The sequence below is a fragment of the Armatimonas sp. genome (assembly GCF_043760365.1).
Classification (GTDB): Bacteria; Armatimonadota; Armatimonadia; order Armatimonadales; family Armatimonadaceae; genus Armatimonas.
The window spans coordinates 1-2,319 of the sequence record NZ_JAYUPA010000103.1 but is presented as its reverse complement, the minus strand read 5'-3'; the positions used below and the strand labels follow the sequence as shown (position 1 = coordinate 2,319).

General features: G+C 61.1%; 3 protein-coding genes. 2 read left to right on the top strand and 1 reads right to left on the bottom strand.

Going from position 1 to position 2,319, the window contains the following annotated elements; all coding sequences use genetic code 11:
* Nucleotides 1-240: 240 nt before the first annotated feature.
* Complete coding sequence (locus ACH2EH_RS02710) at nt 241-861, bottom strand: hypothetical protein (protein WP_395138688.1); 621 nt, start codon at nt 859-861, stop codon at nt 241-243.
* A gap of 157 nt (nt 862-1,018) precedes the next feature.
* Here ACH2EH_RS02710 and purE point away from each other — a divergent pair, with 157 nt between their 5' ends.
* Nucleotides 1,019-1,480 (top strand): 5-(carboxyamino)imidazole ribonucleotide mutase, encoded by a 462-nt coding sequence (purE, locus tag ACH2EH_RS02705; RefSeq protein ID WP_395138690.1) that lies wholly within the window; start codon nt 1,019-1,021, stop codon nt 1,478-1,480.
* Nucleotides 1,477-2,319: 5-(carboxyamino)imidazole ribonucleotide synthase (locus tag ACH2EH_RS02700; RefSeq protein WP_395138685.1), on the top strand; the 843-nt coding region annotated here is incomplete at its 3' end. The genes purE and ACH2EH_RS02700, both read left to right, overlap by 4 nt.

The following is a 2,319-nucleotide window of genomic DNA, read 5'->3' as shown; positions in this document are numbered from 1 at the left end:
GTCAAACCGCGTTTAAAAGTGGTCAGCTAATGACATGGCGCGGGATGGTGGACGGGGGAAATGAGGTGGGGTTTGTGGAGGGCGTGAGGTGAGTGCGGCTCTGGTCGAATGGCGCGAGAGGTAGGGGCAGGAGAGGCGACTCTCGCTACCCCTGTTCTCTAGGGGAAGATTCCCAGGGCGGTGATGGCTTCGGCGACGCGGCCTACACCGACGATATAGGTGGCGGTGCGCAGGTCGCTGTCAATAGGGTCGCTGAGGTTCCGCAGGAGCAGGCGCTCGGAGCCAGCTCACGAGCGCTACACGGAGCGCCTCGGCGTCACGGGCGGTGTCCGAGAGGGAGCGGGCGCTGTCGCGGCACATAAACGCCATGCCTTTCCAGTCGGCGCGAACGGGCAGATCGAGCCAGGTGGGGAGCAGGCCCTTGGCATTGGGTTCCATCTCGGGCGATCCGGCGACGAGCGTGCGGGGCAACGTAATGCGCTGCTTGACTCCCGTGAACTCCAGGCGGTCGGGAAAGACGAGAAGCCAGCCCCAGTCAGGAGTGAACGGGCCACGACGACCCTGGACACGAAGTTCGACAAAGTGACGCGCCAGGGATGCCTCATCGGTGCAGAGCGCCTCAGCGTGGGGCAAAAGCACGGTTCTTGCTCGCGCGGAGCCGAGTATACCCAGCTTGTCGTGGAGCAGATACATCATGCTCCAGCTTCCCACGGTCGCCAGCGCCAGCGGCAGTAGTGGCCCAAAGCTTCTGCGGCCCAGAGTGATAGTCACTCCCTCTAGGATCGTCCGGAACGCGAAGGCGAAATAGATCAACGCAACTATTCCCACGATCAGTGCAATCAGATGCAGAACGTGAACCATTGCTTGGAGCCTGCCCAGACGCCGCCTCACGACGGGAGGTTGCGAAGCCGCAGACACAATAAGGCCATTGGAATGAGACATATGGTTTCATTATAGCTTGATTGTCGCAGGGTACAATGACCGCGTGAAAAATGAGGCTATTCTGGTTGGCATAATCATGGGCAGTGCCAGCGACTGGGAGACAATGCGCCCTGCCCACGAGACACTTGATCAGTTCGGAGTGCTCCATGAGTGTAAAATTGTCAGTGCGCACCGCACCCCGGAGCTACTCAAAGAGTACGCGGAGGGCGCAGAGGGCCGTGGGCTCGAAGTGCTGATTGCGGGCGCGGGCGGCGCGGCCCACCTGCCCGGCATGGCGGCGGCCTTCTCCGTTCTCCCGGTGCTCGGGGTTCCTGTCGAGAGCCTCGCGCTGAAGGGAATGGACTCGCTTCTCTCCATCGTCCAGATGCCTGGTGGGATTCCCGTGGCCACCCTCGCAATCGGCAAAGCAGGGGCAATCAATGCCGCATTATTAGCCGTGGCGATTCTTGCCAACTCCCGGCCAGAGCTGCGTGAGAAGCTCCATGCCTTCCGGAAAAACCAAACCGAAAAAGTGCTGGCGATGGAGCTTCCCCTATGAGTATTTTAAATCCGGGGGCAACCATCGGGGTGCTGGGGAGCGGCCAGCTAGGGCGGATGATGGCGCAGGCGGCGAGTCGGCTGGGCTATAAAGTTGCCTGTTTCTCGCCCGATGCCACTCCGACTCCGTGTGCACAGGTGGGCGCACGCGAGGTGACGGGCAGCTACGACGACTTAGACGCCGTGGCGGCGTTTGCGAAGTCCGTGGACGTAGTGACGTTCGAGTTTGAAAACGTAAGTTCGGCGGCGGCGGAGACGGCGGCAAAGTACGCACCCGTGCGCCCCGGCGGCCATGTCTTACACACAACACAAAACCGGCTGCGTGAGAAGCGCTTTCTCCAGAAGATTGGAGTTCCCACGGCGGCGTTTCAGGCGGTGGAGAGCGCTTCGGACTGCGATGGCTTCCGCTACCCCGCGATTCTGAAAACCGCAGGCTTTGGCTACGATGGAAAGGGTCAACGAAAAGTAGCAAGCGCCACGGAGGCAAAGGCGGCCTTTGTGGAGCTAGGCGAGCAGGCGTGCATCCTAGAGGAGCTGGTGGCGTTTGCGTACGAGGCGAGCATTGTCGCGGTGCGCGGAGGTGACGGCAGCTTTGTCGCCTTTCCTCTGGTGCGAAACGATCATGTCAACCATATTTTAGATCTGACGACCGTGCCACTTGCGGGCAGTGGACAGGCAGAGGCACTGGCCCAGGGGATTTTAGAGGCACTGGAGGTAGTCGGAGTGCTGTGCGTTGAGCTTTTTGTGACTCTGGAGGGGCGGCTTCTGGTCAATGAGCTCGCACCACGGCCACACAACTCCGGGCACTGGAGCATTGAGGGCGCGGCAACCAGCCAGTTC

Coding starts and splice junctions, on each gene's coding strand:
- ACH2EH_RS02710 (WP_395138688.1), bottom strand. CDS start 861: ATGGTTCACGTTCTGCATCTGATTGCACTGATCGTGGGAATAGTTGCG.
- purE (WP_395138690.1), top strand. CDS start 1,019: ATGGGCAGTGCCAGCGACTGGGAGACAATGCGCCCTGCCCACGAGACA.